We start from the raw sequence: 13577 nt of genomic DNA, 5'->3' as shown, positions 1-13577 counted from the left end.
CAAAGTAGACAAGGACGCACTATGTCGGAGCTGCACATCGTCACCGGAGCCGGGCCCACCGGAACCACCATTGCCGAGCAATTGGCCGCGGCGGGCAAACAGGTACGGGTGCTGACTCGTTCCGGAGGCGGCCCCGATCATCCACTCGTCGAGCGACGCAAGGTCAATGTGACACTGCCCGAACAGCTTTCGGGCGAATTCGATGGCGCGACCGCCGTTTACCATTGCCTGGGCGGCTCGGAATATACGGCCAAGGCTTGGCGCGCGGAGCTGCCGCCGGCTGAGCGCACCGTGCTCGACGAGGCCGAAAACGCCGGCGTGGTCGTGGTTTTCGCGGAAAATATCTACTCCTACGGCAAGGTGGACGGTCCCATCACCGAAGACCTGCCGCGCAATGCCGATTTCGGCAAGCCCAGCGTCCGCACCCAACTGGTGCGCGCTCGCGAGGCACACGCCGCCGCGACGGTAAGCGTCGCCGCCGCGGACTTCCTGGGCCCATATGTGCGGGCGTCGCAGGCCGGGGAGCAGGTCTTCGTCCCGATTCTCACCGGCAAGCGAGTGCAGGCATTCGGCAAGCTGAATCTGCCGCACTCCTACACCTATATGCCCGACCTTGCCGCCGCCATGATCCGCGCGGCCGCCGACGAATCGGTCTGGAATTCCTTCCTGCACGCCCCGACCGCGCCGCCGATCACCCAGCAGCAACTCTTCGACGCGATCGCCGCCGCCGCCGGCCTCGCAGCCCCCAAGGTGTTCGCGGCACCAGCCGCCCTGCTGCGCATGATGGGACTCACCAATGAGACGATGCGCGAGCTCGCCGAGATGAGTTACCAGGTCACGCGGCCGTTCGTGCTGGACTCGTCGGCCAGCGAGCAGCGCCTCGGCCTGCATCCGACGCCGATCGAGGAGGCCATCGCGGCCACCGTCGCCTGGTGGCAGACCCAGCTCTGAGTCTTTGCTACTCGGTAGTAGTGTTACCGGTGTCACTGGCGACACGGATCGAGGAGCACCACAATGGACCAGCGAGAAACGGATTTCGACGTACTCGTGGTCGGTTCGGGATTCGGCGGCAGCGTCACCGCGCTGCGGCTGATCGAGAAGGGCTACCGGGTCGGTGTGCTCGAGGCCGGTCGACGCTATACCGATGACGAGCTGCCCGAAACCAGCTGGGACCTGCGCAAATTCCTGTGGGCGCCCAAGCTGGGCTGCTACGGCATCCAGCGCATCCACCCGCTGCGCAATGTGTTGATCCTCGGGGGTGCGGGGGTCGGCGGCGGTTCGCTCAACTACGCCAACACCCTCTACGTGCCGCCGGAGCCGTTCTTCCAGGACCAACAGTGGCGCGATATCACCGACTGGCGCGCCGAACTGACCCCGTACTACGAGCGCGCGAAGAAGATGCTCGGCGTCGTGCAGAACCCGCATCTGACACCGGCGGACGAGGTGTTCAAAAAGGTCGCCGACGATATGGGCTGCGGCGAAACCTTCGTGCAGACCCCGGTCGGCGTCTTCTTCGGCGAGCCGGGAAAGACCGTGGCGGATCCGTACTTCGGAGGTGTCGGACCGGACCGCACCGGCTGCCTCGAATGCGGTGAATGCATGACCGGCTGCCGCCACGGCGCGAAGAACACCCTGGTGAAGAATTACCTATATCTCGCGGAAAAATCTGGCGCGCAGGTGATTCCGATGACGACGGTGACCGCTATCCGGCCGCTGCCCGACGGCACCTGGGATATCTCGACCGAACGCACCGGCGCATGGTTCCGCAAGCGCCCGCACACCTACACCGCCGACCAGGTCGTACTCGCCGCAGGCACGCTCGGCACCCAGAAGTTGTTGCACGCCATGCGGGATCGGGGTGTGCTCCCCGAGTTGTCGGACCGACTCGGCCAACTCACACGCACCAACTCCGAATCCATTGTGGGCGCGGCGACCCGGAAGGTGAATCCGGATGTCGACTTCACCCGTGGCGTCGCGATCACGTCATCGATCCACCCGACCCACGACACCCATATCGAGCCGGTGCGCTACGGCAAGGGCTCGAATGCGATGGGACTGCTGCAGACCCTGATGGTCGACGGCGGCGGCCGGGTGCCGCGCTGGCTGCGCTTCCTCGGTCTGGTCGTGCGAAACCCGTTCACGCTCATCAGTTTCCTGAGCGTGAAGAACTGGAGTGAGCGCACCATCATCTCACTGGTGATGCAGCACCTCGACAATTCGATCACCACCTACACCAAGCGCACCCTGTTCGGCCGCAAGCTCACCAGCAAACAGGGTCACGGCGAACCCAATCCGACCTGGATTCCGGCGGGCAACGAGGTGACCCGCAAGGTCGCGGAGGAAATCGGCGGCGTCGCGGGCGGCAGCTGGGGCGAAGTCTTCAATATCCCGCTCACCGCCCACTTCCTCGGCGGCGCACCCATCGGCGCGGACCGCGGCACCGGCGTAATCGACGCCTTCCACCGAGTTTTCGGCTACCCGACGCTCAGCGTCGTCGATGGCGCCGCCGTCTCCGCCAACCTGGGCGTCAACCCGTCGCTGACCATCACCGCCCAAGCCGAACGCTGCGCCGCCTACTGGCCCAACAAGGGCGAAGAGGACCTGCGTCCCGCGCAGGGCGTTGCCTACCAACGGATTCAGCCCATCGCGCCCAATAACCCCGTCGTCCCAGCCGACGCCCCTACCGCCCTGGTCCTGCCGATAGTCGAAATCCGCACCCCCAAGTCCGCCGCCGGCTGAGGGCTGCATTCCATCTGCCCCGATGTCGGCCCCTATTTCCCGCGGGACTACCTGAACTCGAAGCTGGCGAGTGCAGCGAGGGCGGACCGAGACCTGCGAGAAGGCTACTTTGGGGCAAATGCCCGTTTCCTGCGCGACCGCACATCTGGTTATGGTCGACCCCAGGTGCGGGGAAATAGGTCTGGTGCGCACCGAATCGAAGGTGCTCGTTTAGGGTGTTGGGGTGGCTCGGTCGCACAGTCAGTAATGCGTGAACAGCGGTACTTTCCGTGGTTGGTTCCACCGAATCGAAAGGCGCTGCATGACAGAGGACTTGACGCAACTTGAACTGCTGACGGAGCTGGAACCGGTTGTCGGTGCCAACATCGACCGGCATCTGGCCACAGTCAAGGACTGGTATCCGCACGATTATGTGCCCTGGGACGAGGGCCGCAACTTTGCAGCAATGGGTGGGCAGGATTGGGATCCCGCACAGTCACGGCTCTCGGAAGTCGCCAAAGTCGCGATGATCACGAATCTGCTCACCGAAGACAATTTGCCTTCCTACCACCGCGTGATCTCCGACAACTTCACCAACGACGGTGCGTGGGGCACCTGGGTCGGCCGCTGGACCGCCGAGGAAAACCGCCACGCCATCGCCATGCGCGACTACCTCGTATGCACCCGCGCTGTCGACCCCGTCGCCCTGGAGAACGACCGGATGGTGCATTTGACGCGCGGCGTGCACGCGCCGGAGAACTTCGCCGGTGTGCTCGATCAAGTCGCATACGTGACGTTCCAGGAGCTGGCTACCCGGATCAGTCACCGCACCACTGCACGAGTCTGCGACGACCCGATCGCCGATCGGATGTTGCAACGCATCGCCGCCGACGAGAATCTGCACATGATGTTCTATCGCAACATCACCGGCGCTGCCTTCGACATCGCTCCGGACCAGACGATCGAGGCGGTGACCAAGATCCTCAAAACGTTTTCCATGCCAGGCACCGGAATGCCGAACTGGCGTCGCAATGGCGTGCTGATGGTCAAGCACGGGATATACGACCTGCGTCAGCACTTGGACGAGGTCGTATTGCCAGTCCTGCGGATCTGGAAAGTCTTCAACCGCACGGACTTCACCGCACGCGGCGAACGCAGCCGCGAGGAACTCGGCGAGTACCTCGAGAAACTCACTCGCGACGTCATGAAGTTCGAAGAACAGCGCGAGCGCATCCTCGCCCGCGAGGCCGCGCGCGTCGGGTAGCGCGGCCTGGATGTCACAGTCGCGCACGAACATTCACGCGACTGTGACATCCGGCCCGATGCCGATCAGGGACGGTCGAACACTTCATCGACTACCCCAGCAGTGAACGCATCCCACTCGCCGGGAGTGCAGACCCGCCCGGCGGGTCTATCCGATTGAACACGTCAGTTGCGGACGATCAGGACCGCGCCCGCAACAACCAGGGCCAGCACGATCGCGGCAATGCCGAAAACGAGACGGTGGTTGCGCAGAGCCGGGATCACGCGGTCGACGGCGTAGCGGCCCGGACCGGTGAGGGCGAGCGAGGCGGCGGCCAGGGTGAGGAGCAGTTCGTATTCGATGCCCTTCGGGGCGAAGAAGCCACCGCCCCATTTGACGGCGATCGCATTGAGCAGGGTTCCGACCAGTGCGGCGGCGGCGAGCGGGGTGAGCAGGCCGACAGCAAGGGCGAGTCCGCCTAGGGTTTCACTCAGGCCGGCGACCACGGCCATCGCCTTGCCCGACGGGTAGCCGCTCATCGTGAAGAATGCGCCGGTGCCATCGAGGCCGCCACCGTCGAACCAGCCGAACAGTTTCTGCGCGCCGTGTGCGGCCATGGTGAGTCCGACGGCCAGCCGCAGGACGAGCAGGCCGAGATCGTAAGTGTGTGTGGGCGTTGCGGTTTCGGTGTTCGCAGCGGGGGCGGTGATGGTCGCGGTCATGGGATGCCTTTCGATGTGGGGTGGATCAGCCGAGCTGGATGGAGCGCCGGGCCATGCCCAGCCAGAAGCCGTCGATGACGGTGCGTTGGTTGGTGAAATCGTCGGCGCCCGCACCGAGGGCGACGAACAGCGGCGCGAAATGGTCAGTGCGCGGATGCGCGAGATGTGCTGCGGGGGCCTTGTTTTCGAAGTCGAGCAGGGCGTCGAGATCGTGGGCGGCGAGGGTTTCGCGGCCCCAGTCGTCGAATTCGGCGGTGAAGTCGTAGACGTGCTCGTCATCAGCGGTGATGGCGCGCAGGTTGTGGGTGAAGAAGCCGCTGCCGACGATCAGCACGCCCTCGTCGCGCAGCGGCGCGAGCCGACGGCCCAATTCCATCAGCCGCTGGGGGTCCAGGGTCGGCATGGACAGCTGCAGCACCGGGACATCGGCGTCGGGATACATCTCCTTCAGCGGCACGTAGGCCCCGTGGTCCAGCCCGCGATCCGGCACATCGACGACACCGCCGCCGAGCAACTTGCGCACCTCGACCGCCAGTTCCGGCGCGCCCGGTGCGGCATATCGCACGTGGTAGTAGCGCTCCGGAAAGCCGCCGAAGTCATAGACCAGCGGCACCGTCGTGGTGGCGCCGAGCGCGATCGGCGCGGCCTCCCAGTGCGCGGATACCATCAAAATCGCTGTGGGACGCGGTAATTCGCGCGACCATGCGGCCAGCTCACCGGGCCACCGCGGGTGATCGGCCAGCGGCGGGGCGCCGTGCGAGAGGTAGAGCACCGGCATCTGTCCGGCCATCGCCGTCCTCCATCCCAACTAGTTCAAATTTGAACGCGAACCGAATATAGCCTGTTGTTCAAATTTGAACAACCCCGGTAGGATGGCCGTCGTGGCTGACGCGAAATGGCTGAACGAGCGGGAGATGCGCACCTGGCAGGGTTTCCTGGCGGCGGGGGCGCTCGTCGGCCGACAGGTCGAACAGCACCTCAAACACGAGGGGCTCTCGCACACCCAGTACGAGGTCCTGGTCCGCCTCGCCGCGGCACCCGAGGGCCAACTGCGCATGACCGAATTGGCCGATGCCCTCTACACCTCGAAAAGCGGTCTGAACTACCAGGTCACCCAAATGGAGAAGGCCGGTCTGGTACGCCGCGCAGCGTGCCCCACCGATGTCCGCGGCGTCATCGCCAACCTCACCGCAGCCGGCCGCGACCGACTCGAGCGGATCGCCCCCGGGCACGTGGAAACGGTGCGCCGTGTCCTCATCGATGTGTTGACCCCCGAACAGCAGGAGGCCATCGCCACCGGCCTCGGCGAGGTTGCGCGCCGACTCGACTGACCGGCACCGGCCGGGACGACGCGCGATCTCCTGGTGCCGCATCAGCGTTCGATACGTCCGGCGCCTTGGAGCCCGGGGCTGCTGTGATATCGCTGATCGCACTTCTGTCAGGAGGAAGCGCGGGACACCCGTGCCGTCAACACGTCCGAGTCGACCAGCCTGACACTGTGGCGACCTGCCAGCAACTGATGTGCCAGGCAAAGGAAATACGGAGATACCAGGCCCGATCCAGCTTCCGCCGCAACCTGTTTCGCACACGTCGGACTGCACAGGCAATCCGTGGTTTGCCCGAATGACTCGGCATGCGGTACGACCAAAGGAGGACAGCGGCCGCGACCTCGGGGTGATGTCACCGGGATTGGGAACGCCGCACAATCAGGGCCGTAAGAAATCTGTTGGGAAACTCTAAGCCCGAACAGATTTGATGCCCAGGTACGGATGTGACGCTGATGGTCGCAGATTTGAGCCGAGAACGGAGAAGATAGTGCCGACAACGTTTCCGAGTTCCGTCACCGAGGCCACATCGGATACGGTGCAGGACTGCCGCCGACGTGGTTGGACGGTCGCGGAAACGACCAATGGTGTCTGTCTGATCACCGACGCGCAGATTTCGGCCATCGAACTCACCGGGGCACTGGCCGCCACCGTGCGCCGGTACCTCCGGGCCAACAACCTGTCCGGCCCGGTGATCGAAATCCCAGGCCCGCAGCGCCGCGAGATCCACCTGGTCGTCGGCGCAGCCAAGGCGGCCATGGCGATCGGCGCACTGCGCGGTATCGGCGTCACCGTACACAACGACGGTGCGAGTATCCCGCTCCCGCCGACCCGCCTGTCGGCCGGTTCGGCCTGCTGGGGGATTTCGCCGAGTGAGGCCCGCTGGGTTCCGCCGGTCGTCGCGATCGCCGCCGCAGTCCGGGCCGCCGAATCCGGCCGTAAGCGGCATGTCGCCGATCTGGCGAGCTGAGACGCGTCAGACCGAGGTCGGGTCCGATCGACGGGTCGTCGGCATCGCATCTGCGCTGTCGGTAACTGGCTCGCGGACAACGACTTTCCGCTGGATGCGGCGCAGCCAAGCCGGAGCCCACCAGCACGCGTCACCGAGCACCTTCATGGTCGCGGGAACCAGCAGCACGCGCAGCACGGTGGCATCGATGAACAGCGCGGTGACCATGCCGAGCGCGATGTACCGCATCATCTCCAGATCGGACAGGGCGAAGACACCGGTCACCACTATCAAGATCAGCGCGGCGGCCGAGATGATCCGGCCCGTCCGCGCGACTGCAGTGCGGACCGCGTCGGTCGTGGACGCGCGCGCCCTGCGTGCCTCGACGATACGGGCGAGCAGGAACACCTCGTAATCGGTGGACAGACCGTAGATCACAGACACGATCAGCATCAGCACCAGCGACATGATCGGCTGCGGCGTGAAACCCAGTAGGCCGGCCCCGTGACCCTCGACGAAGATCCAGGTCAGCACGCCGACGGTCGCACCGCCACCGGTACCTGCTGGCCGTCGGCGAGTTCGTCGCGGAATCGGCTCACGATGAACAGCCCGTAGTCAGCCGCCGCCGAAGCACCTGGTATCCACCACAAATGCGGCGCGAACCGGAATCGACTCGGCGGGCACCCTGTGCCCGGTGCCGTCTGACCATCCCCTCCGCGGTCAGACGGCGGCAACTGACGCGCGAGGACATCGGCAGTCGAGATGTTGTTACCATTTGGATGATAGACGCATCCGAATGTGGGTGACAACGCCGAACAGGGCACGATCGCCGCGCCACCAGCTACATCTCGGCCATTCGTAGCGCCGTGCGCGAGTATCGAACCGGTACGCTGCGCGGTGCCGCAGGAAGCAAGGGAACAGCGAAGGGACCGATGGTTCGTCTGACGAGGGCACAGCAGCAGGACGCCACCCGCAGAAAGGTGTTGGCCGCGGCCAAGTCCGAGTTCGCGCAGCGCGGATTCCGCGGCGCGACGGTCGACGGGATCGCCGAGCGCGCGGATATGACGCGGGGTGCGGTCTACTCCAATTTTCCGGGCAAGCGGGCGCTATATCTCGCGGTGCTCGCACACGAAGCCGAACAGGCTCCCGCGCCCCCAGGCGGCGCGAAGGCCACCACACCGGCCGCCGCGCTCGGCGCGTTCGCCAGCACCTGGCTCGAACAACTGCCGCAGTCGAGCCAGTATGAATACGGCGAGGACGAGCAGTTCACCTCCCCCGCGCTCAGCGTCGATTTCGTACCCGAAGTCCTGATGAGCGAACAGATCCGGCGACCGTTCGCACAGCTGCTCGCGCTCGACGCGCTGCTGCTGGCCGTATCGCTGCGGGCAATCAGCCAGCCGACGTCCGCGCCGCTGGAAAGTTTCATCGCCAGCGCCGAATCCGTGCTGACGATCCTGTACGGGACGACCCAGCTGTCCTACGTCGCGCCCGAATTCACCGATCCGGCACGGGCCATCGCGCTGTGCGAACAGGTCGCACTACTCGGCGGCGTGAAAACGCCGAGCCCGCCGTCCCCGACCGACGCGCGCGTCACTCGGGTCGACGAGCCTTGGGAACCGCCGAGCTGCATCGATCGCGTGCGCGCCGACTCGGCCCGGCTCGACGGCGACGGCCTGATCGCCGTCGTCGGCATGCACCGGATCGCCACCATCGAAGCGGCGCTGTCGATCTGGCCGGAGCACACCGATATCACGCTGGCGCTGGTGAGCGATCGTCCCGCGGAGCTCGCACCGTTGGCGCGGCTGGCGATCGCGGACATCTGCCGATCATTGCGCCATGCGTTTCCGACCGCGGCGCTACCTCGGCTACAGGTGGTCGTCGATGATGCCTGGACACTAGCGGCCGCATGCGGATTCGACCGGGGCGACGACAATTCCGAGTTCGCGGTCCTCGTCGAGAACGGCCGCATCACGGCGCGGGCCGAGGGGCGAGGCGCGGGCAAGGCCGCCGCAACCGAATATGCCAGTTCAACGGCTCCGGACCGAGCGTAAGTCTTCCAGAGTGCCGAGCGTTTTCGCCAGCGCCTGACAGGCACCCGCGCCCGTCGCCCGCGCCACCACCCGTTCGCCATCGACGAAGACCGCACTCTCGGTGTCGTCATCGACGGTATCGACGCCGCACGACCGTGCGAGTTTGCCGGATTCGTCGAGAACCACCTGCATACCGGGAACCGCGGGGCACGGAAATGCGGCGCGCAGCGACCGGCTGATGTCGCTGACCGCGAGTCGAGCCAGCTGTGCCACCTCCGTCCCGTCGGCGGTGGCCATCGCGATCGTGGTGCGACCTCCGCTGGGCTGGTCACGCAGGATATCCGCGACGGCGCCGAGCTTGTTCATCCCGAGTACGGCAACCACGTTCGCGCCCGAGAGATCCGCTGCCACCGTGTGGACCAGGTCGCGGCATGGTGGTGGCGTCCACGGTTCGTCGACGCCGGTCACCGCGACGGTGTCCGCCATAGCCCGGGTGGTGTCGTCGATCCGATGGTGCACCATCTGCTCGCATGCGGCGATCACTTTCGCTCGGTCCACGAATTCCGGTGCGACGAAAGATAATTGGGTCGCACCGTAGAGCAGGGTGATCACCGATTCGGCGATGCCGAGCCAACGGCCGGGCAGCACGGACTCACCACCGCCGTCCAGGCCCGCCAGCGCCAGGCCGAGGAGGATGGCGTCCAGCTTGATCAGCTGCACGAACGAGCCGCGTAGACATTCGTCGACGACGAGTTCGGGAATGAGGTCGTGCGCCAGCATCGGTGAGCGCAGCTGCGAGACCCCGGCGACCGGATTTGCCGAACCGGGGAACCGGTCGACCCAGGTGCGGGCGAATCGGCCGACGGCCGCTACCGGCGTGCGCGCCGGGCGACCATCCAGCAGTTCCGGCGCCCCTTCGGCCTCCGCGGCCAGCACCGCCAGGTACAACGCCCGCTTACCAGCGAAGTTGGAGTACACCGCGCCGCGAGTGAGATCCGCGCGCTCGGCGATGTCATCCACCGTCGCGCCCCGGAAACCGCGCTCGGCGAATTCCGCCTTGGCCGCCGCTAGGACCCGGTCGCGATTGCGTTGCTGCAATGCGGCTCTGCTCTGACGACTCATCGGTTCTCCACCAACCGTTCTGTTCGTTTACAGATGCGCATACCATCCAAATGTTGATACCATCTCAATGCTACGTGCGACTGAGTACGAGCGAGGCGGGCATCGAAGGACGGGTAGTGGGCATCACCAGGTACGAATCCGGGTCGCGAACCGCGGCCACGGTGCTCGACGAGGCCAAGCGTCTGGTCGAGCCCGCATACCGCTCCTCCCTGGACCGCATTGCCCCACCGATCCGAATGATCGTCGGCTACCACGCCGGCTGGCTGGACGCCACGGGAAGGCCCAGCAAACAGGTCGGCAAATCGATTCGTCCGGCGCTGGTACTCGCATCCGCCAAAGCCGTAGCATCCGCGGAGCCACCGCAGGGCGTCACCGAGGCCGTCGCGGTCGAGCTCGTGCACGATTTCGCATTACTGCACGACGACCTGACCGACGGCGACGAGCAGCGACGCAACCGCCGATCGGCCTGGTCGGTCTATGGCGAACGCGGCGCCCAGCTGGCCGGAGATGCGCTACTGGCCATGGCGATCAACGAGATGGTCGGCCGCCCCGGCATCACGCTGCTGTCGAAAGCCCTCGACGCGCTATGCAACGAAAAGTCCGCGGATATCGAGTCCGAACAACGCGAGACCGTCGACGAATCCCTCGCCATGATCGAGTCGAAGACCGCGGCACTGTTGTCCTGCGCCTGCGAAATGGGCGCGATCGCCGGTGGCGCCGACCAGGAACAAGCCAGAGCGCTGGCCGAATTCGGGCACCATCTCGGCATCGCGTTCCAATTGATCGATGACATGCTCGGCATCTGGGGCAATCCGAACGTGACCGGTAAGCCGCTGTACCCCGACCTCGCCAACCGGAAGAAATCCCCGCCGATCGCGCGCGCACTGGATTCGACCGGCCCCACCGCGGATGCGCTGCGCGAGTTGTATCGAGATGTCGGCCGAGATACCGAAACGCTGCACCGGATCGCCTGCCTGATCGAACTCACCGGAGCGCGCGAGTGGGCGGAACGGGAAGCCCGCCGGGAGCTCGATGCCGCGTTGGACTGCCTCACCGGCGTATCCGCCGACGATGCCACCGAGGATCTTCGACTACTCGCCGCGATGATGACGAGCAGGCCCGCATGAAGAACCCGATCGAGTCGATCCCGCTAGCTCCGAACACGGTCCCGATTCTCGGCCACGGCATCCGTTTTCTCACCGACCCGATCGGATTTCTATCCTCACTCCCCACCCACGGCCGCCTCAGCCGAGTCCAATTGGGCCCGCTGCCGGTCGTGGTGGTCTGCGATCCCGAGTTGGCCCGGGTGGTGCTGCTCGACGACCGCACCTTCGATCGCGGCGGACCACTCTACGATCGCTCCCGCGAGGTCGCGGGCGATGGCATCGGAACCTGCCCGCACAGCAGGCACCGTCGACAGCGCCGCCTGAGCCAGCCCGCCTTCCAACCGGGACGTATGCCCGGATACTCCGAGGCCATGGTCGACTCGATCGAAGACGTGATCGGCTCCTGGCAGGACGGACAGCAAATCCAACTGGGCGCGGAAATGTCGAAACTCACTGTCCGGGTGGCAGTTCGGACAATGTTCTCCTCGTCGTTTCCGGAGACCTCGGTGCAGCAGGTCGCCGACGATTTCGCGACCATTGCCGGGAGCATATTCCGGCGAATGGTGCTGCCACCGGCCGTCAATCGACTGCCCACACCGGCCAACCGGCGCTATTACCAGGCGCGAAACCGGCTGCGGGCGGTGGCCGCCGAACTCATCGACCAGCGGCGGGCCGACAATCGCGACCACGGTGATCTGCTGTCCTCCCTCATGCGTGCCCGCGATCCGGACTCCACCGGCGCGCAGGTCGCGATGAGCGACGAGGAACTGATCGACCAGGTCTTCACCTTTCTGTTCGCCGGTGCGGAAACCACCGCGAGCACATTGACCTGGGCGCTGTATCTGCTCGGACGAAATCCGGAGCTACGACGGCAGGTTCAGCGCGAGGTCGATATCGTGCTGAGCGATCGAACCGCTCGCTACCAGGACCTGGCGAATCTTCCGGTCGTCAATCGGGCGGTGACCGAAACGCTACGGTTGTATCCGGCCGGATGGTTGCTCACGAGGGTGGTTTCTGCGGACACCACCCTCGACGGCGTCCCGCTTCCGGCGGGCACGACCGTCGCGGTCAGTCCGCACGTCATTCATCGGCGCGATGAAATCTATGAGCGAGCAGGCGAATTCGTGCCCGATCGCTGGATCGGCGCGGAGCCGGACCGAACACTGTTCATATCCTTCGGCGCCGGTGCGCGACGCTGCATCGGTGACCAGTTCGGACTGGTCGAGGCCAGTTTGGCATTGGCGACGATCGCGGCACGCTGGCGCGTCGATCCGCTGTCGACTCGGCCCGTGCCCGTATCGCTGGCGCATCTGCCCGCACCGACGAAACTCGGTATGCGGGTGTGGCGCCGAGATCCGGTGGACGTCGATGCATTCGCATCGGAGCCGGGTAGATAGATATGGCCACACCCCCCGAAGCGGCCGCGCGTCGCAGGGTCGGCGTGCTGACCAGCGGCCTACTGCATGAGTTCCACATCTGCTGGTCGTTCAGCGCAGGCGACCTGACAGCAACCGTTGTACCCGCGACGACCTTCGCGGTCGCCGCATGGGCCAGCACCCATGCAGGTGTCGCCGCACTACCGCTGGTATTGGCCGAATGTCTGGTCTATTTCTGGCTTTACATCTACACGTTCAACCTGTCCAACCAGCTGACCGGCATCGAGGAGGATCGCCACAACAAGCCGCACCGGCCGCTCGTCGTCGGACTCCTCACCCCGGAGGGCGCCAAGTGGCGGCTGGTCTGGGTCACTGCCGCCTTCCTCGCACTGGGTGCGATGCTACAGGTCCTGGAATGGACGGTGCTCTGGATCGTGGCGTGGGTCTTCCACAATCACTTCGGCGGTGCCCGCGCACTGTGGGGTAAGAATGCCGCGATGGTCGCGGGAACGATCGCCCAACTCGCGGCCGCCTGGCAAATCGTGACTCCGCTGACCCCGGCGGCCTGGACCTGGATCGCGGCGATAGCCATACCCCTGGGTGTGCTGGTGTCCCTGCAAGATCTGCGCGATATCGACGGTGATGTGGCGGTCGGAAGACGCACCGCCATAGTGGTTTTCGGTGAGCCGGCCTGCCGCCGGTTCTTGGCGGCGGCATTCATGATCTATCCGGTTGCCATGCATTTCCTCGTCTATCGGGACGCACCGGCCCCCGCGGCACTGCTCGCACTGGCCGCGGCGCTGCTGTCCTTCGTCATCGCCTACCGCGTGCTCCGGCGGCGCGATCGCCGTGCCGACCACACCACCTACCTGCTCTATACCTACTGGTACTGCCTGACTCTGGCCAGCGCGGTCCTCGCTTTCGCAACGTAATCCTCGGCAGGACGCGCCCACGCAGATCCGGGGAGGGATCGGATTACCCGAACC

12 protein-coding genes and 1 pseudogene are annotated in these 13577 nt (G+C 65.6%); 9 read left to right on the top strand and 4 right to left on the bottom strand.

Going from position 1 to position 13577, the window contains the following annotated elements; genetic code table 11:
* Positions 1-21: 21 nt before the first annotated feature.
* From ACQPYR_RS19330 to ACQPYR_RS19320, 3 genes are all read left to right on the top strand, one after another.
* Positions 22-951, top strand: coding sequence for an NAD-dependent epimerase/dehydratase family protein (locus ACQPYR_RS19330; protein WP_433634118.1), 930 nt, complete (start codon positions 22-24; stop codon positions 949-951).
* A gap of 63 nt (positions 952-1014) precedes the next feature.
* Positions 1015-2739: a GMC oxidoreductase gene (locus ACQPYR_RS19325; protein ID WP_433634116.1), complete on the top strand. Its 1725-nt coding sequence runs from the start codon at positions 1015-1017 to the stop codon at positions 2737-2739.
* A 301-nt stretch (positions 2740-3040) separates the two neighbouring features.
* On the top strand, positions 3041-3982 hold the full coding sequence (locus ACQPYR_RS19320; RefSeq protein ID WP_433634114.1) for an acyl-ACP desaturase: 942 nt from the start codon (positions 3041-3043) through the stop codon (positions 3980-3982).
* A gap of 164 nt (positions 3983-4146) precedes the next feature.
* Here the strand turns inward: ACQPYR_RS19320 and ACQPYR_RS19315 are convergent, their stop codons facing one another.
* A complete protein-coding gene (locus tag ACQPYR_RS19315; RefSeq protein WP_433634112.1) occupies positions 4147-4683 on the bottom strand; it encodes a DoxX family protein in 537 nt (178 codons plus the stop codon).
* A gap of 25 nt (positions 4684-4708) precedes the next feature.
* Positions 4709-5473, bottom strand: a complete 765-nt coding sequence (locus ACQPYR_RS19310) for a dioxygenase family protein (RefSeq protein ID WP_433634110.1) — start codon at positions 5471-5473, stop codon at positions 4709-4711.
* A gap of 91 nt (positions 5474-5564) precedes the next feature.
* Between ACQPYR_RS19310 and ACQPYR_RS19305 the strand changes: the two genes are divergently transcribed.
* Both ACQPYR_RS19305 and ACQPYR_RS19300 read left to right on the top strand, forming a co-directional pair.
* Positions 5565-6014 (top strand): MarR family winged helix-turn-helix transcriptional regulator, encoded by a 450-nt coding sequence (locus ACQPYR_RS19305; protein WP_433634108.1) that lies wholly within the window; start codon positions 5565-5567, stop codon positions 6012-6014.
* 484 nt (positions 6015-6498) lie between these two features.
* Entirely contained in the window at positions 6499-6978 is a 480-nt protein-coding gene (locus ACQPYR_RS19300; RefSeq protein WP_433634106.1) for a hypothetical protein, read from the top strand.
* 6 nt (positions 6979-6984) lie between these two features.
* Here the strand turns inward: ACQPYR_RS19300 and ACQPYR_RS19295 are convergent.
* Positions 6985-7512 (bottom strand): annotated as a pseudogene (locus ACQPYR_RS19295) (MMPL family transporter); the annotation flags it as partial.
* A 377-nt stretch (positions 7513-7889) separates the two neighbouring features.
* On the opposite strand from ACQPYR_RS19295, the gene ACQPYR_RS19290 reads away from it, so the two are divergent.
* Positions 7890-9008, top strand: a complete 1119-nt coding sequence (locus ACQPYR_RS19290; protein WP_433634104.1) for a TetR/AcrR family transcriptional regulator — start codon at positions 7890-7892, stop codon at positions 9006-9008.
* On the opposite strand, the gene ACQPYR_RS19285 is transcribed toward ACQPYR_RS19290, so the two are convergent.
* Positions 8985-10109, bottom strand: coding sequence for a TetR/AcrR family transcriptional regulator (locus ACQPYR_RS19285; protein ID WP_433634102.1), 1125 nt, complete (start codon positions 10107-10109; stop codon positions 8985-8987). The two genes, ACQPYR_RS19290 and ACQPYR_RS19285, sit on opposite strands and share 24 nt — an antisense overlap.
* Positions 10110-10225: 116 nt before the next feature.
* Here ACQPYR_RS19285 and ACQPYR_RS19280 point away from each other — a divergent pair, with 116 nt between their 5' ends.
* The 3 genes from ACQPYR_RS19280 to ACQPYR_RS19270 are packed head-to-tail and all read left to right on the top strand — an operon-like array spanning position 10226 to position 13523.
* Positions 10226-11236 (top strand): polyprenyl synthetase family protein, encoded by a 1011-nt coding sequence (locus ACQPYR_RS19280; protein WP_433634100.1) that lies wholly within the window; start codon positions 10226-10228, stop codon positions 11234-11236.
* The gene (locus ACQPYR_RS19275) at positions 11233-12612 is read left to right on the top strand and encodes a cytochrome P450 (RefSeq protein ID WP_433634098.1); all 1380 of its coding nucleotides are present in this window, start codon (positions 11233-11235) and stop codon (positions 12610-12612) included. The genes ACQPYR_RS19280 and ACQPYR_RS19275 overlap by 4 nt, the downstream gene beginning before the upstream one ends.
* 2 nt (positions 12613-12614) lie before the next feature.
* Entirely contained in the window at positions 12615-13523 is a 909-nt protein-coding gene (locus ACQPYR_RS19270; RefSeq protein WP_433634096.1) for a UbiA family prenyltransferase, read from the top strand.
* Positions 13524-13577 lie beyond the last annotated feature (54 nt).

The organism is Nocardia sp. CA-120079 (assembly GCF_050955745.1).
GTDB lineage: Bacteria > Actinomycetota > Actinomycetes > Mycobacteriales > Mycobacteriaceae > Nocardia.
The sequence above is the reverse complement of the archived record's forward strand: the minus strand, read 5'-3'. Positions and strand labels throughout refer to the sequence as shown.